At 67.1% G+C, this 25,195-nt stretch carries 10 protein-coding genes and 1 riboswitch; of the genes, 3 read left to right on the top strand and 7 right to left on the bottom strand.

From position 1 onward, the window contains the following. Nucleotides 1-26: 26 nt before the first annotated feature. The 3 genes from ACVOMC_RS00740 to ACVOMC_RS00730 all read right to left on the bottom strand — a co-directional run bounded on the left by ACVOMC_RS00740 (nucleotide 27) and on the right by ACVOMC_RS00730 (nucleotide 3,592). Nucleotides 27-1,748 carry a cation acetate symporter gene (locus ACVOMC_RS00740; RefSeq protein ID WP_057505681.1) on the bottom strand — a complete coding sequence of 574 codons (1,722 nt, stop codon included), beginning with the start codon at nucleotides 1,746-1,748 and terminating at the stop codon, nucleotides 27-29. Beyond that, nucleotides 1,745-2,062: a DUF485 domain-containing protein gene (locus ACVOMC_RS00735; protein ID WP_054658381.1), complete on the bottom strand. Its 318-nt coding sequence runs from the start codon at nucleotides 2,060-2,062 to the stop codon at nucleotides 1,745-1,747. The genes ACVOMC_RS00740 and ACVOMC_RS00735 overlap by 4 nt, the downstream gene beginning before the upstream one ends. A 150-nt stretch (nucleotides 2,063-2,212) precedes the next feature. After that, the gene (locus tag ACVOMC_RS00730; RefSeq protein ID WP_481522450.1) at nucleotides 2,213-3,592 is read right to left on the bottom strand and encodes a DcaP family trimeric outer membrane transporter; all 1,380 of its coding nucleotides are present in this window, start codon (nucleotides 3,590-3,592) and stop codon (nucleotides 2,213-2,215) included. A gap of 250 nt (nucleotides 3,593-3,842) precedes the next feature. On the opposite strand from ACVOMC_RS00730, the gene acs reads away from it, so the two are divergent. From acs to ACVOMC_RS00715, 3 genes are all read left to right on the top strand, one after another. Further along, the gene (gene acs, locus ACVOMC_RS00725; RefSeq protein ID WP_481522449.1) at nucleotides 3,843-5,786 is read left to right on the top strand and encodes an acetate--CoA ligase; all 1,944 of its coding nucleotides are present in this window, start codon (nucleotides 3,843-3,845) and stop codon (nucleotides 5,784-5,786) included. Between the two features lie 127 nt (nucleotides 5,787-5,913). Next, nucleotides 5,914-6,579 (top strand): response regulator transcription factor, encoded by a 666-nt coding sequence (locus ACVOMC_RS00720; RefSeq protein ID WP_054658387.1) that lies wholly within the window; start codon nucleotides 5,914-5,916, stop codon nucleotides 6,577-6,579. Nucleotides 6,580-6,642: 63 nt separating this feature from the next. Further along, a riboswitch (yybP-ykoY riboswitch) is annotated at nucleotides 6,643-6,802 on the top strand. 7 nt (nucleotides 6,803-6,809) lie between these two features. Continuing rightward, entirely contained in the window at nucleotides 6,810-7,394 is a 585-nt protein-coding gene (locus ACVOMC_RS00715) for a manganese efflux pump MntP (protein ID WP_057505683.1), read from the top strand. Nucleotides 7,395-7,422: 28 nt separating this feature from the next. Here the strand turns inward: ACVOMC_RS00715 and ACVOMC_RS00710 are convergent, their stop codons facing one another. The 4 genes from ACVOMC_RS00710 to ACVOMC_RS00695 all read right to left on the bottom strand — a co-directional run bounded on the left by ACVOMC_RS00710 (nucleotide 7,423) and on the right by ACVOMC_RS00695 (nucleotide 25,053). Further along, nucleotides 7,423-10,863, bottom strand: a complete 3,441-nt coding sequence (locus tag ACVOMC_RS00710; protein ID WP_481522448.1) for a hybrid sensor histidine kinase/response regulator — start codon at nucleotides 10,861-10,863, stop codon at nucleotides 7,423-7,425. A 186-nt stretch (nucleotides 10,864-11,049) separates the two neighbouring features. Continuing rightward, nucleotides 11,050-12,075: an OmpA family protein gene (locus ACVOMC_RS00705; protein WP_481522447.1), complete on the bottom strand. Its 1,026-nt coding sequence runs from the start codon at nucleotides 12,073-12,075 to the stop codon at nucleotides 11,050-11,052. A 10-nt stretch (nucleotides 12,076-12,085) separates the two neighbouring features. Further along, entirely contained in the window at nucleotides 12,086-15,466 is a 3,381-nt protein-coding gene (locus tag ACVOMC_RS00700; protein WP_481522446.1) for an Ig-like domain-containing protein, read from the bottom strand. Next, nucleotides 15,463-25,053 (bottom strand): SdrD B-like domain-containing protein, encoded by a 9,591-nt coding sequence (locus ACVOMC_RS00695; protein WP_481522445.1) that lies wholly within the window; start codon nucleotides 25,051-25,053, stop codon nucleotides 15,463-15,465. Before ACVOMC_RS00695 ends, ACVOMC_RS00700 begins: the two co-directional genes overlap by 4 nt. Nucleotides 25,054-25,195 lie beyond the last annotated feature (142 nt).

The following is a 25,195-nucleotide window of genomic DNA, read 5'->3' as shown; positions in this document are numbered from 1 at the left end:
GGCCCTTGGCCATCACTGCCGGAACCTCAGTGCGAGGACGCCTTGCTGGCGCCGATGCCGGTTTCGGCACGCACCTGCTGGGCCGGATAGGCGGCACGTTCGGCCTGTGCGTTCTTGCTCTTGTCGGTGATCGAGAACAGCCAGATGCTGACAAAGGCGATGGTCATCGAGAACAGCGCCGGGCTGGTGTACGGGAACGGCGCGCTGCCGGCCGGATTGCCCAGCGTGTCCACCCACACCGACGGCGAGAGCAGGGTCAGGATCAGCGACGAGGCCAGACCGAGCGAACCGCCAATGACCGCGCCGCGGGTGGTGCAATCCTTCCACAGCAGCGACAGCAGCAGCACCGGGAAGTTGGCCGAGGCGGCGATGGCGAAGGCCAGCGACACCATGAAGGCCACGTTCTGCTTCTCGAACACGATCCCCAGCAGCACCGCGATCACGCCCAGCACCAGGGTGGTGACACGCGAGACGCGCAGTTCCGTGCCTGCCGGCGGCCTGCCCTTCATGATCACCGTCGCGTACAGGTCATGCGACACCGCCGAGGCACCGGACAGGGTCAGGCCGGCGACCACCGCCAGGATCGTGGCGAAGGCCACCGCGGAGATGAAGCCCATGAACAGGTTGCCGCCCACCGCCTTGCCAACCAGCACCGCGGCCATGTTCGGGCCGCCCTGGATGGTGCCGGTGACCGGATCGGCGTACTCGGGATTGGTCAGTACCAGGGCGATGGCGCCGAAACCGATGATGAAGATCAGGATGTAGAAGTAACCGATCCAGGTGGTTGCCCACAGCACCGACTTGCGGGCCTGCTTGGCATCGGGAACGGTGAAGAAGCGCATCAGGATATGCGGCAGGCCCGCGGTACCGAACATCAAGGCCATGCCGAAGGAAATGGCCGAGATCGGATCCTTGACGAAGCCACCCGGGCCCATGATCGCCAAGCCGGTACTGGCCGCTTCCTCCGCGCTCTTGCCGCTGTTGGCCGCGATCTGGGTCTTGACCCGCACCGCCTCGCTGAACAGCGCCTCGAAACTGAAGTTGAAGTGCCACATCACCATCACCGCCATGAAGGTGACGCCGGACAGCAGCAGGCAGGCCTTGATGATCTGCACCCAGGTGGTGGCGGTCATGCCACCGAACAGCACATAGACCATCATCAACACGCCCACCAGCGCCACCGCGACCCAGTAGTCCAGGCCGAACAGCAGCTTGATCAGCGCACCGGCGCCCACCATCTGCGCGATCAGGTAGAACAGCACCACCACCAGCGTGCCGGAAGCGGCGAACATGCGGATGGGCTTTGCCTGGAAGCGGTAGCCAGCGACGTCGGCGAAGGTGAAGCGGCCCAGGTTGCGCAGGCGCTCGGCCATCAGGAACGTCAGGATCGGCCAACCGACCAGGAAGCCCAGCGCGTAGATCAGGCCGTCATACCCGTTGGTCATCACCGCGGCGGTGATGCCCAGGAACGAGGCGGCCGACATGTAGTCACCGGCAATGGCCAGGCCGTTCTGGAAACCGGTGATGCCGCCACCGGCGGTGTAGAAGTCGGACGCGGACTTGGTGCGGCCCGCGGCCCACTTGGTGATGCCAAGCGTGAACACCACGAAGGTCGCGAACATGATGATCGCGGTCCAGTTGGTCGGCTGGCGCACGGTCTGGCCGATGTCGCCCCCGGCGGCCATGGCCGCACCGCTGGCGATCAGCAGGCCGAGCAGGGCGCCGGATCGCAGGACGGAGTAGGTCATTGTGCTTCCTCCATGATCTGTTCAGTCAACTTGTCGAATTCCCTGTTGGCACGGCGCACGTAGAAGCCGGTGATCAGGATGGTGAACACCATCAGGCCCAAGGCGATCGGAATGCCGACGGTGGTGATCTTGCCGGCGCCGATCGGCGTGGCCAGGAAGGCCTTGTCGAAGGCGATCAGGCCGATATAGCCGTAGTAGGCCAGCAGCATCACGATGGTCAGGGTCCAACCCAGCTTGTTGCGCGTGCTGCGCAGCCGTTGGTATTTGGGGTTGGAGGCGATCCGCTCTACACGGGGATCGGCGGAAGCAGTCATTTTCATTCTCCGGAGGAAGGGAATACCGCGGCCACAACGCGCCAACGCGCTGCCGCTGCGACATGAGTGCTCCCCGTGGGGGTAGGGAGAGAGGCGTACTGCGTTTTCGGACGCGGTACCGGCGGCACTGCACCGCCGGTACCGGAGGGGTCAGAAGCTGTACTTGGTGGTGAACTGCACGCGGCGGATGTCGCCCTTGCGGCCGTCCTCGATCTCGCGCACGCCGTACATCAGCTCGGCGCCGATATCCACCTTGGGCATCGGGGTGTAGAACACATTGCCGCGGATGGACTGCACGCTCTTGGTCACCAGCGGCCCGGTGATCGTCGCGTCGTTGTCGTAGTCGCTGCGGGCGTAGATCAGGTTGGTGCGCAGCTGCGGCGAGAACGCATGGCGCCAGCCCACGTAACCGGCCAGCACACCGGTGGGATCGAGCTCGTCGCGTGCCGCGTCATAGGCACTGTCGGCGGTGATGCCCAGGCCGACATAGCGGGCGATGCCTTCGCCACCGGTGAGCTGGTAGTGCAGGCTGTCGCTGTCGGCCATCACCCACTTGCCGCCCAGGGTCAGGCCGCCGGCGATCTTGCTGGCATCGGCGCCGGTGACCTGGTTGTCCACTTTCAGCTGGCGCAAAAGACCGGCCACTCCGAACGTGCCCCAGTCGCCTTTCCAGCCGTAGCGCACGGTCAGGTCCGGCACCGAGCCGCGATCGGAATTGGGCGCGCCGATCAGCGTGGTTTCCGGATTCTCCAGCGCCACGCTCAGCCCGCCCTTGGTGTAGCGCACCTGCGCCTGGCGCACGAACAGCACGCCATCGGTCGGGCCGACGAAATCCACCGCCTCGGGAATCGACGCGGCGTCCATGAAGTTGGACCAGGTCTGGCCGGCCAGCCAGTTGTTCCAGTACATGTAGGCATGCCGCAGGGTCACCCCATAGGTGTTGGTGGCGGTCTGGTTGCCCAGCGCATTGCCGAAGAAGTCCATCTCCACCAGCGCGCCGGCCTTGTCGCCGTTGTCGGCCACATGGTCCACACCGAGGTTGAAACGCGAGAACTTGGCGTGGGCGTTGTAGTCCACGTCCGAGCGCTCGCCCGAGCCGCCGGCGCCCTGCACTGGGGTCTGCCCGGGCAGGTACAGCGCACGGCCGGTAGCATCGTCGGCCAACTGGCCATCCCCGGTCTGGGTGGCCAGGAAGTCGGCCTTGATGAAGCCGCCGAACTTGAACGTGGTGCCGGGCGTGGCGCCCGGGGTGATGCTGGTGACCTGGATCGGCTGCTTGCCGGCCGGCAGCGCCGGTGTGGCGGCGCGTTCGGCCTGCACGGTGCGCACCTGCTGCACCTCGCTCTGCGTCTGCGTGATCGCCCCCTGCTGTTGCTGCTGGGTGGACACCAGCAGCTGCACCTGCCGTTCAAGTTCGGCCACGCGCGCTTCGAGCGCTTTTTCCCTGGCCGTTTCCGCAAAGGCCACACCCGGCGCAACCAGCGCGAGCAACAGCACGGCAGCCAGCGGGCGGCGGACGGTTTTCAACATGTGTCGATTCATCGGATCAGCCTCTCTCCAGGCGGGCGGCGGCCGCCACCAGTTGCACGGTCGCAGCCAGCGTGCGCGGCAAGCAAGACGCCCGGCTATTCGCCATTAGTCGAACCCGGCGCCGTATTCGACCATCGTCTAACCCGGGGGGCAGCGCGCGATGGAGCGTATGCGGCACACTTGGGAAGTTCCGGCTGTGCCACAAACACAGCTCCCCCCATTGGTTACAAGTGCAAAGGTGAGGGTTGCCATGACTGATGTTTATCCCGTTGATCCCGCATTCGCCGCGAAGGCGCGGATCGACAAGAACACGTACCAGCAGCTGTACCGCGAATCGGTGGAAAACCCCGACGTGTTCTGGGCCAAGGCCGCCGAGCGCCTGGACTGGTTTGTAAAGCCGACCAAGATCAAGAACGTCAGCTACCAGCTTGATGATTTCCGCATCAAGTGGTTCGAGGACGGCGAACTCAACGTCAGCGTGAACTGCCTGGACCGGCAGCTGGCTACCCGCGGCGACAAGACCGCGCTGCTGTTCGAACCCGACAGCCCGGACAGCACGGCGCAGAAGGTCAGCTACCGCGAGCTGTACGAACGCGTGTGCCGCCTGGGCAACGCGCTGCGTGCGCTGGGCATCAAGAAGGGCGACCGCGTCACCATCTACCTGCCGATGATCGTCGATGCCGCCGTGGCGATGCTGGCCTGCGCTCGCGTCGGTGCGATCCACTCGGTGGTGTTCGGTGGCTTTGCCGCCAACTCCATCGCCGACCGCGTCGGTGACTGCGGCAGCAAGCTGATCATCACCGCCGATGAAGGCCTGCGCGGTGGCAAGAAGGTGCCGCTCAAAGCCAACGTCGACGCCGCGCTGAAGCTGCCGGGCACCCACACCGTGGAAACCGTGCTGGTGGTGCGCCATACCGGCGCGGCTGTGGACATGCAGGCCCCGCGCGACCGCTGGTTCCACGACGTGGTCGATACCCAGCCGGCGGTGTGCGAACCGGAGCGCATGAACGCCGAAGATCCGCTGTTCATCCTCTACACCTCCGGCTCCACCGGCAAGCCCAAGGGCGTGCTGCACACCAGCGCCGGCTACCTGCTGTACGCAGCCTACACCCATGAGGCGGTGTTCGACCTGCGCGAGGACGACATCTACTGGTGCACCGCCGACGTGGGCTGGGTCACCGGCCACAGCTATATTGTCTACGGCCCGCTGGCCAACGGCGCCACCTCGGTGATGTTCGAAGGCGTGCCGAACTACCCCGATACCTCGCGTTTCTGGGAGGTGATCGACAAGCACCAGGTCACCATCTTCTATACCGCGCCGACGGCGATCCGTGCGCTGATGCGCGAGGGCGAGGCACCGGTCAAGCGCACCTCGCGCAAGAGCCTGCGCCTGCTCGGCAGTGTCGGCGAGCCGATCAATCCCGAAGCCTGGCGCTGGTACTACGAGGTGGTGGGCGATGCGCGCTGCCCGATCGTGGATACCTGGTGGCAGACCGAAACCGGCGGCATCCTGATCTCGCCGCTGCCCGGCGCGATCGACCTGAAGCCGGGCTCGGCCACGCTGCCGTTCTTCGGCGTGCAGCCGGCACTGGTCAACGCCGACGGCGAAATCCAGCACGGCGCGGCCGAAGGCAACCTGATCATCCGCGACTCGTGGCCGGGGCAGATGCGCAGCGTCTACGGCGACCACCAGCGCTTCATCGACACCTACTTCCGCACCTACCCGGGCAGCTACTTCACCGGCGACGGCTGCCGTCGCGACGCCGACGGCTACTACTGGATCACCGGCCGCGTCGATGACGTGATCAACGTCTCCGGCCACCGCATCGGCACCGCCGAGGTCGAAAGCGCGCTGGTCAGCCATCCGAAGGTGGCCGAGGCGGCCGTGGTCGGTTTCCCGCACGACATCAAGGGCCAGGGCATCTACGCCTACGTCACCCTGGTGGCGGGCGAGGCGCAGACCGAAGAGCTGCTCAAGGAACTGGTGGTGTGGGTGCGCAAGGAGATCGGCCCGATCGCCGCACCAGACCACCTGCAATGGGCGCCGGGTCTACCCAAGACCCGCTCGGGCAAGATCATGCGCCGCATCCTGCGCAAGATCGCCGAGAACGCGCCGGACCAGCTGGGCGACACCTCCACCCTGGCCGATCCCTCGGTCGTGGCCTCGCTGGTGGAAGAACGCAAAGTGAAGTGACGTTCGACCACGCCGGCGCGCCGCGGTGCGCCGGCTGCCGGTCCGCGCGGAGGGCGTGGACCGGTATGCCTGCCGTTATCCTGTTCCACTGGAAGGGCGCACCCCCTTCCCCCGCATTGGACCTTACATGCCCACCCTCCTGATCGCCGATGACCATCCCCTGTTCCGCGAAGCCCTCAAGGGCGCGGTGCAACGGATCATTGCCGGCGTGCAGCTGCTGGAGGCCGACAGCGTGGAAGCGCTGTACGCGCTGGCCGAACAGCATCCCGATGCCGACCTGGTGCTGATGGATCTGAACATGCCCGGCGCGCAGGGCTTCAACGCGCTGGTGCACCTGCGCGCGTTGCATCCGCAGCTGCCGATCGTGGTGGTATCCGCCCGCGAGGAGCCCACGGTGATGCGCCGCGCGCTGGACCATGGCGCGTTCGGTTTCATTCCCAAATCCGCCGACTCGGACACCATCGGCCACGCGCTGGGCACGATCCTGGACGGCGAGCGCTGGGCGCCGGCCGAGGCGCACAACGTGCCGCCCACGCCGAACGAGGAGCGCGAGGTCGGCCAGCGCCTGCGCGAGCTCACTCCGCAGCAGTTCCGGGTGTTGCAGATGCTCGGCGTCGGCCGCCTGAACAAGCAGATCGCCTACGATCTGGGCGTGTCCGAAGCCACCATCAAGGCCCATGTCACCGCAATCCTGCGCAAACTCGGCGTCACCAACCGCACCCAGGCGGTGCTGATGGCCGGCAAGCTGGCCATCGACGACGACAGCATCGTGCTGCCGCCGGAAGAGGACTGAGGGGTCCGGCACACGCCCTGACAGAGCCGGTCCGGTCCCCGGGCTGCTACAATCCGCGCTCCCTTGGGGAGTAGCCTGCTTCCAGCAATGGAAGCGCCCACGTCAACATACTCGGCCAGTGCGCCGTGGCGTGGGCAGCCAGATCCGGTTGGCGAGACCAGCGGCCTGCGTGCGCAACGACGGTTGGGCGCCACGCGGGTCGTTCGTGTCCGCCCGACCAGGTAATCCAGATGTCCCCTCTTTCGATTGTTCTCATCGGCTTTGCCATGTCCACCGATGCCTTTGCCGCAGCGGTCGGCAAAGGTGCGGCGATGCGCAAACCGCGCCTGCCCGATGCCCTGCGCGCCGGCCTGATCTTCGGCGTGATCGAAGCCATCACCCCGGTCATCGGCTGGCTGCTCGGCCGCGCCGCCTCGCAGTATGTGGAAGCCTTCGACCACTGGATCGCGTTCGGCCTGCTCGGTGTGCTCGGCGTGCACATGATCGTGGCCGGCCTAAAACCCGATGACGGGGAGGACGCCGGCAGCCCGGAAAGCGGCAAGGCGCGGCACGGTTTCTGGGCACTGGCCGCCACCGGCTTTGCCACCAGCATCGACGCGATGGCCATCGGCGTGGGTCTGGCGTTTCTGGATGTGCATATCGGCGTGGTCGCGCTGGTGATCGGCCTGTGCACACTGACCATGGTGACGCTGGGCATCATGCTCGGCCGCGTGCTGGGCGCACTGGCCGGCAAACGCGCCGAGATCATCGGCGGCGTGATCCTGATCGTGATCGGCAGCTCGATCCTCTACCAGCACCTGGGCGGCGCGGCCTGAGCCGTCAGGTGGGAACGATACGCGCCGGCTACTTGCGGCGCGGCTCGTGCAGGGCGGTGAGGAAGGCGCGCAGCGAGGCCGGCTTGACCGGCTTGGTCAGCACCCGGTAGCCGCGCTCGCGCGCCAGCCGCTTCAGTTCGTCACGGCCGTCGGCGGTGAGCAGCGCGCCCGGCAGCGGCCGGCCGGCGGCCTCGCGCAGCGCCACCAGCGTATCCAGGCCATCCAGGCGGTCATGCAGGTGGTAGTCCACCAGCATCACATCGGGTTGTTCGGCCAACTTCTGCAGCGCCATGTCCACGGTGCTGGCGGCGATCACCTGCACCTTCCAGCGGCCCAGTAGCGCGCGCATGCCGTCCAGGATCTCCTGGTCGTTGTCCACGCACAGCACGCGCATGCCGGCCAGCGAATCGTCATTGCCGAATGCCGAGGACGCCCGTGGCACCGGCGGCGGTGCCGCCGGCGTCGGCACCCGCGGCAGGGTGATGGAGAACATGCTGCCGTGACCGGGCTGGCTGCGCGCGTTGAGCGCGTGGTCGAGCAGGCGCGAGATGCGCTGGCAGATCGACAACCCCAGCCCCAGCCCCTGCTCGCCCCAGTCGAACGGCTGCTGGTAACGGTGGAACTCGGTGAAGATCTGCTGCATATGGTGTTCGGGAATGCCCGGGCCGGTATCCCAGACCTGCAGTTCCACCTGCCCACCGCGCACCCGCAACGCCAGCACGATGCGGCCGCTGCGGGTGTAGCGCAGCGCATTGGCCATAAAATTCTGCAACACCCGTCGCAGCAGCCGGCGGTCACTGCGCACCCAGGCCGGACGCGCGAACACGTGCAGGCGCAGGCCGCGCCCGGCGGCAATGGGCGTGTACTGCGCGGCCAGCTCGCGCACCAGCACGCTGGCGTCGAACTCGCTGAGGGTCGGGCGCAGGCCGCCGGCATCGAGCCGCGACACGTCCAGCAGACCGTCGAGCAGCTCCTCGGCCGCGCGCAGCGAGGCGTCCACGCGCTCGGCCAGGTGCCGCTGCTCGTCGCTCTCATGCAGGCTGTCGCGCAGCGCCGAGGCGAACAGCCGCGCCGCGTTCAGCGGTTGCAGCACGTCGTGGCTGATCGCGGCCAGGAAGCGGGTCTTGGACTGCTGCGCGGCCTCGGCCGCCCGCGAGCGCTCGGCCACGCGCTGCTCCAGCGTCTCGTTGGCTTCCCGCAGCGCCTGTTCGGCCTGCTTGAAATCGGTGATGTCGTTGTAGCTGGTGACATAACCACCGCCCGGCAGCGCCTGGCCACGCAGCTCGATCACCTTGCCGTCGGCACCGGTGCGCTCGAACACATGCGGCGAGCCGGCGCGCATGTAGCCGATACGGCGGTTGATCTGGATCTCGATATCGCCCTCGCCCAGCTCGCCACGCTCGGCGTTGTAGCGGATCAGGTCCGCCACCGGACGACCGACGTAGAGCATGCCGTCGGGGTAGCCGAACATCTGCTGGTAACGGCGATTCCACGCGGTCAGGCGCATTTCCGGATCGACCACGCTGACCCCGCCGCTGATGTTCTCCAGCGTGGTGGAGAGGATCTCGCGGTTGAAACGCAGCTCCTGGCCGGCCTCGTCCAGCACCGCTACCACCTCGCCCAGGTCCATGCCCGAGCCACGCAGCAGGCTGGTCAGCAGCAACCGCGCCGAGGCCGCACCGATGGACGCGGCCAGCAGGCGTTCGGTGAACTGCACCCAGACGCGGTCGGCGGCCGCGGCCGGCTGCAGTTCGCGGCGCAGGGACTGGGCCTGTTCGGCGAAGGAACGGCGGGCGCGATTGTCGCCGATCACCCGGGTGGCCAGCGCCAGCAGATCGCGTACCTTGATGTGTGCCGGCCAATCGCCGGCCACCACCGGGCGCTTGGCGTAAGGATCCAGGAACGGTGCCGCGCGCAGGCGTTCGGCCACATCCGGACGCCAGCGCATCGACACCAGCAGCATCGTGGCGGTGTTGAGCAGCAGCGACCAGAAGGTGCCGTGGGTCAGCGGATCCCAGCCGGCCAGCCCGAACAGCTGTTGCGGCCGCAGCCAGTCGATGCCGAACGGCCCGGTCCGCAACAGGCTCTGGTCCAGCCAGCCGCCCTGCGCCAGCGCCGGCACCAGCAGCGTGTACACCCACACGCAGAAGCCGGCCACCATGCCGGTTTCCACGCCGCGCCGGCTGGCGCCGCGCCAGTACAGGCCGCCGATCAGGCCCGGGGCGAACTGCGCCACCGCCGCGAACGCCATCAGCCCGTAAGTGGCGAGCATGGTGTCGTTGCTGCTGCCGCGGTAATAGCCGTAGGCCACCAGCGCCAGCAGCAGGATCGCCAGGCGGCGGATCCACAGCACCCGCGAGGCGACGCTGGCCGCTTCGCGGTGGTCGCCACTGCGCCGCAGCAGCAGCGGCATCACCAGGTCGTTGCTGATCATCGTCGCCAGCGCGATCGAGGAGACGATGACCATGCCGGTGGCCGCGGAGAAGCCGCCGACATAGGCCACCAGCGCCAGCGCGGTGTTGCCGCCGGCCATCGGCAGCGCCAGCACCAGGGTGTCATCGGACGCCAGACCGGTGCCGAACAGGGCCGCGCCGGCGCTGGCGATGGGCACGATCATCAGCGAGATCAGCACCAGATAGCCGCCGAACATCCAGCGCGCGCGGCGCACGTCGCCGGCATCGGCGCATTCCACCACCGCCACGTGGAACTGACGCGGCAGGCAGATCAGCGCCAGGAAGCTGAGCAGGGTCTGCGAGACGAAACCCACCGGCGGCATGCCCTCGAACAGGGCGCGGGCCGAGCGCACCACCGAATCGCCACGGTCGGCCAGCCAGACATAGGCGAACACGCCCACCGCCACGATCGCCAGCAGCTTGATCATCGATTCCAGCGCGATCGCCAGCATCATCCCGTAGTGGTGCTCGGTGGCATCGACCTGGCGGGTGCCGAACAGGATCGCGAACAGCGCCATCAGCAGGGCCACATACAGCGCCGGATCGGTGAACACACCGCTGCCGGCGGCATTGCCGGTCAGCACCTGCAGGCTCATCGCCACCGCCTTGTACTGCAGCGCCAGATACGGCACCACGCCGACCAGCGCGATCAGCGCCACCAGCGCCGCCAACCGCCGCGAGCGGCCGAAACGCGAGGAGATGAAGTCGGCGATGGAGACCACGTTCTCGCTGCGCGCGATCAGCGCCAGCCGCTCGATGATGCGCCAGCCGAAGATCAGCATCAGCAGCGGACCCAGATAGATCGGCAGGTAGCCCACGCCGTAGCGCACCGCGCTGCCGACGCCGCCGTAGAAGGTCCACGACGAGCAGTACACCGCCAGCGCCAGGCTGTAGACCACCGGCCGCAGCCACGGCCGGTCCGGGTACAGCGGACGGCGGTCACCCCACCAGGCCACGCCGAACAGCAGCGCGGCATAGCCGAGTGAGACCAGTAGCAGGATCCAGCTGGAGACCAAGAACACTTCCCGTGCGACGGAGCGCGCCCAGTGTAGCCATTCCGCCGGCCGCCACGTCCCTGCCCCGCTGCTGAATGGAGGCGACGCACACGCCGGCAGCGGTACTTCCTGCAAGACCACTGCGCGCCCGCAAACGCCAACGCCCCGGCAGGACCGGGGCGTTGGCGGGGAACCGCGGGCGCGGGACTACTGCGCCAGCTGGAATTGCACTTCCACGCGGCGGTTGGGCAGCAGGCATTCCAGCAAGGCCGCACGCGGCGTCACGCCGTCGCACTGCTGCACCTGCTGGGTGTCGCCGCGGTACTCGTAGCTGATCCGGGCCGGATCGATACCACGGCCGATCAGCAGCTCGCGCACGGTCTGCGCCCGCCGCTGCGACAGGCCCTGGTTGTAGTCGAAACCGCGGCCCTGCATGCGGTCGGCATGCCCGACCAGGGTCACCCCGGCCAACTCGCGCTTCTCGCTGGCGATGGTGGCCAGTGCACGGTCCACGCTTTCCAGCGAGTAGGTGCGGATGTCGCGGTACTGGTCACGGTCGAACTCGAACACGACATTGGCGATCAGCGGGCCCATTACCGGGGCCGGACCTGCGACCGGACCGCCCGGATCGACACCGCACAGGCGCGCGGCGGCCTCGGCCTCGTTGACCAGGTCCTCGGCGATCTGGATGTAGGGCTTGGAGTGGCGCCACTGCTGCTGGTTGAACTCGTTGCCGGCGTGCACCAGCTCGACCTCGCCGCAGGCCACCTTCTGCGCGGCGCAGGCAAAGCCCGGCGTGCCATGGATGACCTTCAGCCGCTGCCACAGGTCGGCGCGCAGGTACTTGGCGTCGTTGACCAGGGCGGTGTCGGTGGGGATCGGCGAAACCCCGTTCTCCATGTCCACGATCAGCTTCTCCGACTCGGTCAGCGCTTCCTGCGGGAACGCGCTGCGGTCGTTGCGGGTGTATTCGTGGAAGGACACGTCCAGCCAGCACTGCGCCTTGGACAGGTGGTAGTCGCGGATCGGGCGACCGCCGTCGTTGAGCGCCTGGATGCGGCCCTGCGTGGCCTCGTAGGACGCCAGGTCGGCATGGATCGCCTCGTCGCTGATGCGCCTGGCCTGCGGGTTGAGCTGGGTCTGCTGGGCGCCGGCGACACCGCTGACGGCAGCCAGGACAGCACCGGCCAGCAGCGTGCGGAACGAACGGTTGTTGATGTGCATAAGGGTCATGGTGTCGTCCTCAGCGGGCCGGATCGCGGTAGCGGACCGGGTCCCGACGGAAAAGGTCTTCGTCGAACTTGAAGCGCAGACGCAGGAACAGGCCCTGCTGCGTGTACTCGTAGCCATTGAGATCGCGATCGCCCGCAAAGCCGGTCCAGTTGTAACCGGCCGACAGCCACAGGTTCTGCCGCAGCAGGCGGCCCACTTCCACGCCGTAGGCGTACTGGTTGGCGCCCTGCTGGCCACGGAAGGTGGAGCCCAGCACGCCGATATCCCAGTTCTCGGTGATGTCGTAGACGATGCGACCGGATACCAGCACCGCGTTGAAGCTGCTGTTGACGCGGCTTCCGTCGCCATAGGCGAACTGGTCGCGCTGCCACTTGCCGGCGATGCGCCCGGTCAGCCACCACGGCCGCGACGGATGCCAGTCGGCATGGGTGGAGACGATATGCGCTCGCGTGCGCACATCCTGGCTGGTGCCATTGACCACCTCGCCGTCGAGCAGGGTCAGGCCGCTTTCATCACGCTCGAGCTTGTACTCGTAGCGCATCAGCGCATTGACCCGGTTGCGGTCGGTGTCGCGGTAGGCCAGGCCCAGCTGGAAGCGGTCCTGCAGCACATCGCCGCGTTCCTCGTAGTTGGTCGCCAGCAGGTAGTTGCGGCCGAGCAGGGTCCAGTCACGGCTGAGCTTGCGCGCGAGCATGAACTGCAGCAGCGAGGTCTTGAACGCCTCGTTGCTGTCCACGGTGCCGGGCACGTCCTCGGAGATGCGGTGCTCGGCACGGATAGCGCCGCGCCACAGCGGATTGGCGCTGTAGTCCAGCGCCAGCGCCAGGCCGGTGCTGTCGCCGGTATCACCGGCCACCACGTTGACGCGCTCGATCGAGCTGCTCAGGCGCAGGCCCTGGGCGATATCCCAGTTGTTGCGGATGCCCGAGGCGGCCTGCACGTCGCGGCCACTGACCGCATCCCGCAGGCGGTACTCGGAGAACGCCTGGGTGTCGCGGAGGTAGCTGGTGTCGATACCGAGCACCAGCGCATCGGCCTCGCGGTCGGTGGTGGTGATGCCGTAGGCGCTGGTCAGGCCGGTCTGCTTCTCGTAGCGGCCATACAGGCGGCTGCGCTCGAACAGCTGGTAGTCCACGCCGGCCGCCACGCGTTTGCGGTCCTCGCCACTGACGCTCTGCTCCACTTCCGCCCCGCCGCTGAACCGGTCATTGAAACGGTAGCCCAGGCCGAGGCGGGCGCTGTCCGATTCCAGCTCGGTGCCGATCGGCAGGTCGCTGGTGATCGGGCTGCCGCTGGAGGAGCCGTTGATCACCATCAGGCCGGTGGCCGGATCCAGTGCCTGCTGGCCGTAGCCCAGCGCACCGCCGCCGCTGCCGGTGGCGAAGCCGCCGGTCAACCCGCCCATCTGCCCGAACGGTGCGCCCGAGGACCACGGCGAGGTCACGCCGATGGTTTCGCGGATGCTGCGCAGGCCGACGTCCACGGTCAGCCGTTCGGTGGCACCGATGCGCACGCCGGCGCCGCCGGCATCACGTTTGCCGCCGTCGGGATTGCGGTCTTCGCTGCGCAGGGCTTCCACGTAAAGCTCCAGGCGCGGACCCACGGCATAGGACATGCGGCCGCTGTATTCGCCACGGCCGCCGTACAGCGGCGAGGCCGGGTTGTTGAACGCCGGGTCGGTGCGCGCACCGAACAGGTGCGCGTCGAACCTGGCACCGTCGTGGGCGAACTCGACGCGCCAGGCATCGCCTTCCACTTCGCCCACCACGTCCTTCAGGCCCTGCGAGGTCACCTGGTTGAGCGAGTTGGTGTTGACCTCGCTCCGGGTGCGGGCGAACTCGGCCACCAGCGCGGTGTTCTCACCGAAACGGTAACCGGCGTTGACGCTGCCCATCTTGAAGGCGGCATACGGGTTGCGGTCTTCCACCGCCGAGGCGCCGACCTCGAGCTTCTCGGTCAGCTTGTACTGGCCATCGGCCCCGACCACCCAGAACTTCTCGGTCTGCTGATCGAGTTCATAGGTGATGCGCAGCGAGACCGGGTTGAGGTCACTGTCAAAGGACGGCAGGAACTGGTTGAGCAGGATGCGCCCGGAGAACGGCTCGAAGCTGTAATCCACCAGCCGCGCCAGCGGCTTGACCGAAACGATGCGGGTCGGCTGGTTGCGGTCGCGCACGATCATTTCCACGCGCTCGCTGCCTTCCAGCACCGCGTTGTTGCGCAGCGCATAGGGGCCACTGCCCTGGCTGCGGAACTCCTCGATGATCTGTCGCAGCGAATCCTCGATGGCGAACACGTTGCTACGCACGCGCTCGCTTTCGAAATGCCAGCCCAGGCCGGTGGCGGTGCGGTTGTAGGTGCTCAGGCTGCGCTGCGGGATCGGCCCGCTGCCGCCCACACCGGTGACCGTAGCCAGCGTGTCGCCGGTCTGGAAGTCGCCGTACAGCAGGTAGCTGCGCTTGTTGTCCACGCGCACATACAGGCGTTCGGCCGAACGCGCATCGAAGCCGCGCAGCGAGGAATCGCCATAGACCGGATAGAACTCCTCCGGCTGGATGTCGCGCAGCAGGCGGCCACGCACGTCCTTGTCCGAGTCATAGGCGGCGGTGAGCAGGTACTCGCCCTTGATCTGGCCCTTGACGAAGAACGCGGTGCGCGCGCTGGCGTTGGCCTTGCCGTTGTTGAACTGCTTTTCCCAGCGGCGGATGTCGCGGTCGAACGCATCGTGGTGCTGGACCGGCGAGATCAGGCTGGCGTTGGATCTGTTGCGGAAGTTGACGATGCCTTCGATCAGGCCGGTGGCCAGCAACTCGCGCATTTCCGGCAGGAAGCCGAGCGTGCCCTCGGCGGTCTGGTCGCCGGCGGTGATACGCAGCAGCACGTCCTGCGGATCGTGCGGGGCGATGAGGTCGAACTCGGCCACGCCGTTTTCCACCTCGACCTGGATGCCCGGCATCACCTTGTCGGCGTCGGCCGCGCCCGGACCGAACTCGTCGGTGCGCGAACCCGGCAGACGGATGCGGCCACCGCTGTGCTCGAGGGTGGCGAACGCCTTGCCGGCCAGCGGCTTGCCGTTGGCACCAAGCAGCCGCACGGTGATGTGTACCGGCGTCTGGCCGTCGGCCGGCACACCGTCACGCTCCACTTCCACCAGGACCCGGTCGACAGCGGTATTGCGGCTGTAGTCGGCCTGGCCCGAACGGTCGGCGACCACTTCCGGCGGCGTGTCGGTGGTGACCAGCGAACGCGGATACAGCGTGATGGCATCACCCAGCACCGGGGTGAAGCGGGTGCTGCTGCCCACGTTCTGGGCCAGCGCCGGCGCGGCCGCCGTGGCCAGTGCGCAGGCCAGCAGGCTCAGGCGCGGGGTCTTGCGCAGGGCGCGGCTCATGGCTGCACCTCCTGCGCGGCGGCCGCCGGGGGCGGGTTGGGTCGGGGTTGCACGATCGGTCTCTGGTTGGCCGAGTCCGTGGCCTGTTGCGGCGCACGGGCGGGCTTGCTGTCAAAGCGCAGCGGCGACTGCCCGGCTTCGGTTTCCGGCGCGCGCACCTCACCCTGGGTGCGGCGGGCCTTGACCTGTTCCAGCAGCGGGTTGGAGCAGCTGCCCTCGACGAAGTCGGCACGGTGCAGCTCGCCGTTCTTCAGGTCCAGGAACAGGCTGTCGGCATCGCCGAGGTTGCGGTTGGAGCTGGTGGTCAGGCGCGAGCCCACCGGCAGGGTGGACGGATCCACCTTCAGGGTGTGGCTCTGCGGCGGCAGGCCGCAGTAGCTGTACTTGCCCTCGGAATCGGAAACCATCCAGGTGCCGTTGGAGAAGTACAGGCGCACGCCCGGAATACCCAGCTCTTCGCTGTCCTGCACGTGGTTGTTGTTGCAGTCCACGAACACCTTGCCCAGCACACAGGCTTCCTCGGTGAACACGCCACCGGTGACGCGCACGCGGTACTCGGCGCGGTTGGACGGGATCGAACCCGGCACCGGCGTCAGCCCGACCGGATCGATACAGCCGCCGGCGATGGAACAGCCATGGGCCTGGGCGCGGTTGACGCCATCGCCCTGCTGCGCACCCACGCCGACACGCACACGGTAGGTCAGCACCAGCTGGCCACCGACGTCGATGCCGCCCAGGTCGAAGCCCAGACGCGGGCCCGGACGACCCAGCGGATCGGCCAGCGCACGGCCACCGACGCGGCCGGTGCCCTCGATGTAGGTGAAGCCCCGCGGCAGCGTGTCGACGATGTTCACCGTCTGCAGCGCACTGCCGGCGGTCTGCCGCACGGTGATCGTGTACTGCACGGTGTCACCGATCTCGGCGGTCTGGCGGTCACCGGTCTTGGTGATCACCAGGCCGGTGGCTTCGGCCGTATCCAGCGGAATGTGGTTGTGGATGATGCCGGCCGTGGCCGAACCGGAGAACAGGGTCAGCCAGTACTGCGTGGCTGTGCCCACCGCGCCGGTCGGCGCGGTGGCCTGCGGCTGCACCAGATGGTTGCTGCCCACCGCACCCGGCGGCGACAGCGAGCCGTCCTGCGGCGGAATCATCGACGACACGAACTGGTAGCCACCCGGCGGAGTCACCGTCAGGCGGAACTCGCAACGCGCCGGCGCGGCCGGACCGAACACGAACTGGTAATAGCCGTTGCTGCCGACCGTCATAGAGATCGCATTGCCTTCCACCGTGTAACCCCCGGCGGCGGCGTTGAGCACCGCGCTCAGCGGGTCGTAGCCGTTGCACACGCCCACCGGGGTCAGCGTGACGATCGAACCGGGCACCGGATCGCGGGTGGTGGCGTCATACACCACACCCGACGGATCCACCGGCAGGCTCTGCTGCGGCAGGTGTTCGCCCGGCTTGAGCACCACCTGCAGCTGGCTGCTGCCGTTGTCGCTGGTGCGGCAGGTACTGGCATGGCCATTGGCCAGGGCGCTGTCCACATCGCAGCTGACACCGTGGCCGGCGGTATTTTCCTGGCTGACCGGCCAGGCCCAGATCACGCCCGAGCTCGGGTCGCGGAACTGGATGTGCCAGGTCACGCCCGGCACCACATCACCGAAGTGGTAGCTGCCGTCGGCCGCCGTGGTGGTGGTCCGGGTCACCGCACCCGTCGCCGGGTCGACCAGTTCCACGATCCACGAATGCAGTCGGTCGTCGCCGCCATCGAGCAGCGCATCGTCATTGCCAATGTCGAACCACACCGTGCCGCCGACCGAGGCCGCCAGCTGCACTTCGTTGGGCACCCGGCAGGCGTTCTGGGTGATCGTTGCATCGCAGACCGGCAGGCCGTTGATATCGCCCTCGAAAGTGCTGCGCTCGGTAGGGGTCGGGGTACGGAACTCGTTCTCGCCGCCACCTTCGATCAGCACCGCATTGTTGACGGTGCCGGCCTTGGCCGCCTCGGCGTTGACGTTCACCTTGACGGTGATCTCCGACAGCGAGGTGGCACCGGCGTTGACCACTTCCGCGCTGCGGCATTCAAAACGCGCATCGCCCACCGCACCGGAACACGTCCAGCCGTTGCCGGCCGGTACGTCGGCCAGGGTCAGGCCCACCGGCAGGCGATCCTTGACCACGTACTGGCCAAAGGACGGCTTCTGCCCGCCGTTGCGGACACGGATGGTGTAGGTCGCCACGTTGTTGACGGTGAACTTCACCGTGCTGGACGACTTGCTCACCCGCATGTCCGGCGAATCGCCGATCTCGCCGAAGTTGTTGTTGACCGAATCGCCGCCGATCGGCAACACGAGCTGGCCGATCTTGGACGGGGTGGTTTCCTTGTCGGTGGCCACACCCACGCTGGTGCCGTCGATGGTGCCGGCGGTGGTGATGCCGTTGAGGGTTTCCGGCGGCTGGTTCGGCTCGATCACCTCGTAGGTGCCCGGACGCAGGCCGTCGAAACGGTAGTTGCCATCGGCATCGGTGGTGGTGCTCAGCTTGACCGGGTTGCCCAGGTCATCGGTGCCCACCAGCTCGATCACCACAGTGGCAATACCGCCCTCGTCGTTCTCGGCGATGCCGTTGTCGTTGCTGTCGTTGTAGACCTTGCCGCTGATCGCACCAACCGGAATCTCGCCGAAGTTGTTGTTCTGCGAAACCTCGCCCACCCCCACGGTGATCGTGGTGATGGTCGATGGGTTGGCGTCGGTGGCGCTGCCGGCGGTAGAGCCGGTGCCACCGGTGGTGCCCGGCACGGTCTGGCCGTCGGCAGTGCCTTCCGGCTGCCTGCTCTCGGTCACCGTGTAGGTGCCCGGCGGCAGGTTGCTGAAGCTGTACTCGCCATTGGCATCGGTCACCACGGTGACCGGGGTGACCGGCTCGCCATTGATGTCGGTACCGGTCAGCACCATTTCCACACCCGGCAGGCCCTTCTCGCCCGGATCCACCACGCCATCGTTGTTGCGGTCTTCCCAGACCTTGCCAGTGACGCCGCTGTTGGTCGGCAGCTCGCCGAACAGGTTGTCCACCGAGGCACTGCCCGGAACACTCAGGTCAATGGTGGCAATCGCGCTGGGGGTGGTGGTCACCGGGGTGGCGGTGCCACTGCGGGTGCCGTCCACGGTACCGGCGGTGGTGATGCCGTTGGCGGTGCCGGCCGGCTGGGTCGGTTCGGTCAGGGTGTAGCTGCCCGGACGCAGGCCCTCGAAGCGGAAGGTGCCGTCAGCGGCCGTGGTGGTGCTCAGGCTGACGGCCTGCCCCAGGTCATCGGTACCGGTCAGGGTGATTTCCACCCCGCCAATGCCGGTTTCGGCCACGCCGGCCATCGTGCCGTCGTTGTTGACGTCAAAGAACACGGTGCCCGACGCGGCCACCGGCAGGATCTCGGCAAAGTCATTGCCCAGCGAGGCCTTGCCAGCCGGCAGCACGATGCCGCTGATGCTGCTGGGCACGGTGCTGACTGCCGTGGCGGTACCGACGGTCAGGCCGTCGATGCTGCCGGCGGTGGTCACGCCGTTGAGGGTGGTGGTGCCGTTGTAGACCGGCTGCGCGGCCTGCTGGGTCAGCGTGTAGTTGCCGGCCTGCAGGTCATCGAAGCGGTAGCTGCCATCGGCGGCCGTGGTTGCACTGGTCAGCGTATTGCCCAGCGCATCCACGGTGCCGGCAGGCAGGCTGACCTGCACGCCCGGCAGCGCCGGCTCGCCGGCATCACGCACACCGTTGTTGTTGCTGTCCAGGTAAACCATGCCAGCCAGCGACGCGGCCAGCTCGCCGAAGTTGTTGTCGGTCGAACCGGTGCTGGGCAGGTTGGTGATGCTGATCAGGTTGCCGCTGTTTTCCTGGCCATCGGCCAGACCGGCCGGCTGGGTTTCAGTGATGCGGTAATCCTGGCCAGCCACCGCGCCGCCATAGCTGTAGTTGCCATTGGCATCGGTGGTGACGGTGGCGGTGGTGTCATCGGCGGTGCCGAACACGCCATCCGGGCCGGCACCTTCAATGGTGATGGTCACCCCGCCGATACCCGGCTCGCTGCCGGCCTGCTGGTCGCCATCGTCATTGCGGTCCAGGTAAACCGTACCGCTGATCACGGCATTGGCCAGTTCACCGAACAGGTAGCCGGTGGCCTGCTGGCCTGCACCGAGGCTGATGCCGCTGATGACGTTGGCCACGGCGTTGCTGCCCGGCACCACGCCATTGCCGGCGGTGTGCTTGCCATCCAGGTAAGCACCCGGCTGGGTTTCGGTCAGCACGTAGCCTTGGGCATCGGCCGGCATCAGGTCATCGAAGCGGTAGCTGCCATCGGCCTCGGTGGTGGCGGTCTTGTTGACCGGGTTGCCGTTGAGGTCGGTACCGGTCAGGGTCAGGACCACGCCCTGGATCGGCTGCTCGCTGTTTTCAAACAGACCGTTGTTGTTGTTGGCGGCGATGGCCGAGAAATCCTCGAACACGAAGCCGGCCAGGCTGCCCAGACGTTCGCCGAAGTTGTTGCCCGACGAGCCAGCCAGCGGCAGGTTGTTGATGGTGATCCGGTTGCCTGGATTTTCCTGCCCGTTGGCATACCCGGACGGCTGCACTTCCACCACGATGTAATTCTTGCCGACCACCAGCTCGGCAAAGCTGTAGCTGCCATCGGTAGCGGTGGTGGTGGTGGCGATGACCGTGCCGTTGCCATCCTCCAGATTGATGGTGACCCCGGCAATGCCGACATCACCGGCGCCGTTGTCCAGGCTGCCGTTGTCATTGCGGTCCAAGTAGACGGTGCCGCTGATCGAGGTCACCGCGTCCTCACCGAAATTGAAGTTGATGCCATCAAAGCCGGCGGACAGGTCAATGTTGCTGATGCGGTCGGTGCTGACGGCATCACCGCCCACCCCGCTGCCGGCCACACAGCCACCTGCCGCACAGGCCTGACCGTTGATGGTGCCCGGGTTGATCGCACTGGGACGGTTGCGGTAGCCACCGGTCGGCAGTACCTCACGCAGCGTGTAGGTGATTTCCGGATCCAGATCGTTGAAGCGGTAGTTGCCGGTGGCATCGGTGATGCCGGTGGCGATCACACTGCCGTCGGCGGCGTTGAGCAGCTCCACGGTGGCGCCGGCAATCGGCGTATCGGTGCCACTGGTGTAGGTGTCATTGAAGTTGACATCGACATACACCACACCGGACAGGCTGGGACGGCGCACTTCAGGGAAGTCGTAACGCACCGCGTCCACGCCGCCGCCCAGCACGATTGCGCTGTAGCTGGAATCGGCCGAGCCCCCTCCACGGGCGTAGTCGCCGCCTTCGCTGGGCGCATTGGCCCCACTGGTCGGCGGGGCGACCGGGCCGTTGCTGTGGCTGGCCGGCTGGGTCTGGGTAATGGTGTACCCGTCGACAGCGGATGGCGGAAGGTCGATGAACTTGTAGTTGCCCGCACTGTCGGTGGTGGCGGTCTTGCTGACCGGGTTGCCCCACTGGTCATTGCCGCTCAGGGTCACGGTGACCCCGGACAAGCCGGTTTCCGCGCCCTGGAAAATGCCGCCGTTGCCGCCCGCACGGTCACTGTCCTCGAACACGCGCCCGGCCAGCGAGGACACCTTGATGTCGTTGGTGACGGTGCTGCCATCGTTGCCCGGGGTCGGGTCGACCTGCTCGGTCTTCAGGGTCACGCTGTTGCTGCCCTTGCCATTGGCCGGCAGGGTCACCCAGCGTGCCGGAATCAGCACGCGCGCCTTGCCGTCCAGGGCAAGGTCGCCGAGCTGGCAGGTCAGGGTACGCCCGGCCTGTGCACAGGTACCGGTACCGGCAGCGGCCAGGTCGCCGTCATTGCTCGGCGTCGGCGAGTCGATCTTGCGCCAGGTCACCTGTGCGCCCTCGATCAGCTCCAGGCCAGCGGCCAGCATGTCGGTCACCACGGTCCCGGTGCCATTGAGCGGACTGCTGCCATTGCGGTCAACCGAACGGCTGTGGCCCGGGCCCAGGTTGGTGATGTCCAGCACATACCACAGCGGCTGGAACAGGAAAGCCTCGGTGTTGGCCGTGATGGCCACCGACGGGTCGGCGTCCGGCGCACTGGTGGTCATCAGCTTGACCACCTGCAGGTCAGAGCGGGTGCGGATCGAGGTGGTCTGCTCGGCCTTGTTGTTGCTGCTGTCGGTTTCGGTCTCGTTGGAAACGGTCTGGACCTTGTTGACGATGGTGGCACCACTGGCCGGCGGCGCGGTCAGGTACTCATACACCAGGTACAGGTAGCTGGTCTGGTTCACCGCGATCTGGCCACTGCCGGCGATGCCGACACCGGCATTGGGCATGCTGCAGCGCAGGGTCTGCTCACCGCCCAGCGCCGTCGGGTTGGCACCACTGATCACCTGGCACGGTGCACCGGCATCGCCGATGTCCACCACCGGGCCGCTGGGCGCAGTCAAGCTGCCTCCCTGGCTGCCCAGCAGCCGGATCTGCGCGCCCACCGGGGCCTGGATGGTGTCCTCGATGTAGGTACCGGTGGCCAGCGAAGGGCCAGCATTACGCACCGCAATGCGGTACTTCAGGATGTTGTTGACGTTCTGACCCGGGCGCGAGTCAAAACCGAGCGGGTCAATGCCGCCGGTAAAGCCCCTGTCTTCCTTTTCAACCGACAGGTCCACTCGACCGGCCTGGAATACCAGGCTCGCGCTCTGGCTGTCATCGGCGGTGCTGGTGTTGTGGTTGAACGGAATGCCGTTGGCATCGGTGCCGGTGGCCGGGTCGGCCACGCCGTCACCATCACGGTCCAGGAAGAAGTCCGCCACGTTGGTGAAGGTCCGCCCGGTGTTGAGCGCATCCACATTCGGGCGGATCTTGATCGTCAGGTTGCGGGCTTCATCGCCCACCAGCGTGACCGGCGTACAGGTGATGGCCAGGGTTGCGGGTGAGGCCGAGGTGTTGGCATAGGACATGCCGCCGGCTGCCGGGGTCGCCACGATGCCCGTCGCCAGCGGTGTCAGCACCGAACAGCTGCTGCCAGGCTTGGAGCTGAGCGCCGAGATCAGCACGAACCCCGCGTCGTCGGCCGGCAGCGTGAACACATCACGCATCACCACACCGGGCGCGGTCGACGCCTGGGTGTTGCGGTAACCGATGACGTAGGTGGTTTCCACGCCCGCACGGCCCGGGTTGCCCGAGGTGATGGTCTTGCCGGTGGTGGCCACATTGGTCACCGGGTAAACGGCAAACCAGTCGCTGGCGCGGTCATCGGTCGTGTTGGTCGTGCCGATGGCGTTGGCAACCTTCAGGTCAATACCGACGCCGGCGGTGTTGCAGAAGCGCCCGGCCACATTGCCGGTGCAGGCAGTGGCCGCCTGGCCCAGGCTGTCGGCCAGCGGGCGGGGAGCACGCACGGTGACCGTGAATGCGTTGGCAAGGCCCGGCAGCAGCAAGGTGGTGCCCGAGGCACAGCTGAAGCTGCCGCCATTGGTGATGCAGTTCCAGGCCGGGTTGCTCTGGCTGACAATGGCCAACTTCCCACCGGCATGGCCGGGCAGGGTGTCATTGATCACCACACCACCGGTGGCGGCGCTGTCGTCCGAGCTGTGGACACTGATGGTGAAGTCCACATGGGTATCGGTGATGTTGACGATATTGTCCGCATCGCCCGCGGCATTGGTGCGCTTGCTGATTTTCAGGTCAACGTAGCCATTGGTGGCGGTGGCGCCCGCACCAGTACAGTTGTTGGCCAGGTTCGGGTCGCGATTGACCCCGCCGGCAGTCAGCGGCGGAAGGCTGCCGCCCGCCCCGCCCGTACACACGGTGTTGCGCAGTTCACCCACCACCAGCGGCAGGGTGTGAAGCCTCAAACCGGCTGTGGCGTCCTTGGCCACCGGATAGCCGCTGACCATGTCGCAGGTCACCACCTGCTGGCTGCCGGCCGTATAGGCCGAATCGACCGAACACTGCCAGTTGCCGACGGTCACCGGGATGCCCGGCAGCAGCTCGTTGCCGGCTGCATCCACCCACTTTTCGCCAACGGCCAAGGTTTCCACCACCTGCAAATCGCCGCTCACCGCCCGCGGCCCACCGTTGGTCACTGTGATGTCCGAGGTCCAGATGCTGTCGGCCAGCGGCTGGCCCGGCTTCCACACCGGCACCCGTTCCTTGGTCTTGCTCTTGCCGATGCTCAGGTCGGCGCCGTCGGCCAGCACGTCGAAGGTGGCCGAACCCTGGTTGTCCTTGCCCTGGTCGAACGGGTCCGGGGTATCACTGCTGATGGTGGCGGTATTGGTGACCTTGCCGCTGGCATCCAGCGGCACCGTCGCCACGATGATGATGACCTGCTGCTCATCCTTGGCCATGCTGCCAAGGGTGCAGTTCACCGTCGTGCCGCCGGTGCAGCTGCCCTTGCCGGGGGTGGCACTGACAAATGCAAAACCTGCCGGCAGCGTGTCGGTCACCTGCACATTGCTGGCGGCACTGGGGCCCATGTTGCGCGCGGTCAGGGTGAAGGTGACCGCCTCACCGGCAATCGCCGGTAGCGGGGCAGCGGTCTTGGTCAGGGTCAGGTCGGCACCGGTGGTGACATTGGTGGTCACCGTGTCGCTGTTGTTGTCCGGGTTGTTGTCCGGATACTTGCCTGCACCGGTGGCAACCACCGCGCCATTGGTCACCGTGCCACTGCCGACATTGGCCTTGGCCTTGAAGGTGTAGGTGGCCGAGGCCCCCACGGCCAGGATGCCGTTGTAGGTACCGTTGGCGCCGTCAAAAACCCAGCCGGCGCCAGCGGCCGAGCCGGCCACGAAACTGGTGTTGCTGTCCAGGCTGTCGGTCACCTTGAACCCGGTTGCCGCCGATGGACCGTGGTTGGTCACGCTCAGGGTGTAGGTCACCTCACCGCCACCGACCACCGGGTCGGGCGTAGCGGTCTTGTCCAGTGCCAGGTCGGTGGCTTCGGTCAGCGTGGTGCTCTGGCTGAGCACGTTGTTGGCCTGGTTGGTGTCCTTGTCGGTGCCGACACCGAAGAAGGCGTCACCCTCAGACAATCCGCTGAGTGGCGTGGTGGCCGCCGGCGCGTTGGCCGCATAGCCAACGGCCGCGTGCACCGTCATTCCCGCTACCGGACGCCCCAGGGTGGTCACCGGCAGGATGAAGTCATGCGGTGCATCCAGTGCGCTCATTGACGCCGGGTTGACGCAGGTCACGCGGGTGCCGCCGTTGCTGCCCGGTTCGGAGGTGCAGAACGGCGGCGCACTGGACGCCAGCGCAGCACCGGCCGGCAGGTCGAACAGGGTGACCGTACCGGCGGCAGCGCCGGTGGCGCCGTTGGTCACACTGACCGTGTAATTGACAACCGTGCCCACCGGGCTGGGGTCAAAGCCGGTGTCCGAGAACTCGCTCACCTGCAGGTCCACCGCCAGTGCCGAGAACGGCATGGCAAGCAGGGTGGTCAGCACGGCCGCATTGCGCCGCCGCAGTGCTGGCAGCCCTGCGTTGAGCCGGCGTCGCAACTGCTTCCAGATGGCCCGGGCATCATGCACCGGGGCCGTCACTGCATCGGAGTTGTGTGCGGCCATATCCTGCTCGAACTGGTTGTTCACCGGGCAAACCTCTTGCAAACGCTGCGCTCTCGGGCCGCCCCGCTGATGGGCAGCCCGTGAGTTGTTGAATTCGTGTAGTGGGAATCCGCCCCAAAACGGATCCGCAGTCAGCACCCGTCGGATGCTGGGTCGGCGCGGATTC

The organism is Stenotrophomonas sp. STEN014, from assembly GCF_056760315.1.
The sequence above is the reverse complement of the archived record's forward strand: the minus strand, read 5'-3'. Positions and strand labels throughout refer to the sequence as shown.